This window comes from Mesorhizobium sp. M2A.F.Ca.ET.039.01.1.1 (assembly GCF_003998035.1).
Classification (GTDB): domain Bacteria; phylum Pseudomonadota; class Alphaproteobacteria; order Rhizobiales; family Rhizobiaceae; genus Mesorhizobium.
This window is the reverse complement of record NZ_RZRY01001114.1, coordinates 1-1,469: the sequence shown is the minus strand read 5'-3', so window position 1 is coordinate 1,469 and position 1,469 is coordinate 1. Positions and strand designations below refer to the sequence as shown.

Sequence of the window (1,469 nt, the reverse complement as noted above, 5' to 3'; positions counted from 1 at the left end):
GGGGGTGCTGCGCTGGCCGCGAAGTCTCTGCTGATGCGCAAGCCGGCGGTCAAGGAGGTGAACGCATGATGCCGTTTCCCGGCGGCATCGAGGCCAACGCCAACGCGACGCTTCTGTTCTCGTTCGTCGCGGCCGTGATCTACGCCTTTGCGCTCGACATGCCGGCGAAATGGACGCGCACGGCGGCAAAGACGCTTGCAGTCGCCTTGCTGGCCGTGCTTGCCGTCATGCAGGGCGGTCCGCTGCTGCTCGTCGCAGCGCTGGGCTTGAGCGCCATCGGCGACGCCTTCCTGTCGCGCGACGGCGAAAAGGCCTTCCTCGGCGGGCTGGCGAGCTTCCTCGCCGGCCATGTCGCCTATGTCGCGCTGTTCTCGCAGGCGGGTGGCGGGCTCCGACTGTTGAGCGCCGAATCCTGGCGGGGCGCGATCGCGCTCGCCATGGCCGCATTCAGCATCGTCATGCTTGCAGCGCTCTGGCGCCGCGTCGGCCCGCAACTGCGCATCCCGATCGCCGTCTATGTCGCGGCGATCCTCGCCATGGGCATTTCGGCGCTCACCACCGGCAGCGCATGGGTCATCGCCGGCGCGGTGCTGTTCATCGCTTCGGACGGGTTGCTGGCGACCGAGCGCTTCCTGCTCGCGGCGATCTCGCCGCAGCGCCTGTGGATGCGCTACGCGGTCTGGGTGCTTTATTACGCCGCCCAGCTGGCGATCACGCTGGGGTTTCTGCTGGCCTAGACCGGCCGCCAGCCGGGCTCAGCCAGCTCGAAAGCGGCGAAATCGAAGCCCGGCGCCACGGTGCAGCCGACCAGCGTCCATTCACCTAAGCTGCGCGCCGACTGCCACCAGCCGGCCGGTACGACGACCTGCGGCCGCTCGCCCGCGGCAAGGGCCGTGCCAAGCACCTGCTCGATGACCACGCCTGCGCCCTCCTCATGCATCGACAGCTCCAGCGGCGCGCCGGCATAAAAATGCCAGACCTCGGCCGCGTCCTTCACCCGATGCCATGCTGAAAGCTGGCCTTGCTCGAGGAGGAAGTAGATCGCGGTGGAATGACCGCGTGGGCCGCCTGCGGCGTCGCGAAACGTCTCGGCAAACCAGCCGCCCTCGGGATGCGGCTCAAGGCCTAGCGTTGCGATGATCTCGGCGGCGCTGGTCATTGGCGGTCTTTGGTTCGACTCATGTCGCTTTATGCGGTGGAGTTAGAAATTATCTTTGCGCTTGCGGATCTCGGCAAACACCTCGGCGTCGCCGGCTTTCTCCATGCCGAGATGCTTGCGGATCGCCGGGTCGTGCCAGCGCAGGAACGGGTTGGTCGACAGTTCCTCGCCGATGGTCGTCGGCAGCGTCGGCTTGTTGTCGGCGCGCAGCGCCTCGATCCTTGCCGCGCGCTGCCTCAGCAGCGGATTGCCCGGGTCGACCGTCACCGCGAAGCGGGCATTGGCAAGTGTGTATTCGTGGCCGCAATAG

The 1,469-nt window shown here is 67.1% G+C and carries 3 protein-coding genes; 1 reads left to right on the top strand and 2 read right to left on the bottom strand.

The features are described 5' to 3' along the window. Window positions 1-65 precede the first annotated feature (65 nt). Complete coding sequence (locus EOA24_RS37740; protein WP_126081004.1) at window positions 66-737, top strand: lysoplasmalogenase family protein; 672 nt, start codon at window positions 66-68, stop codon at window positions 735-737. On the opposite strand, the gene EOA24_RS37735 is transcribed toward EOA24_RS37740, so the two are convergent. After that, window positions 734-1,159, bottom strand: coding sequence for a cupin domain-containing protein (locus tag EOA24_RS37735; protein ID WP_126081005.1), 426 nt, complete (start codon window positions 1,157-1,159; stop codon window positions 734-736). The two genes, EOA24_RS37740 and EOA24_RS37735, sit on opposite strands and share 4 nt — an antisense overlap. Window positions 1,160-1,201: 42 nt before the next feature. After that, window positions 1,202-1,469, bottom strand: a 268-nt coding sequence (locus tag EOA24_RS37730; RefSeq protein ID WP_281059933.1) for a hydroxyacylglutathione hydrolase C-terminal domain-containing protein, incomplete at its 5' end; no start/stop codon positions are given.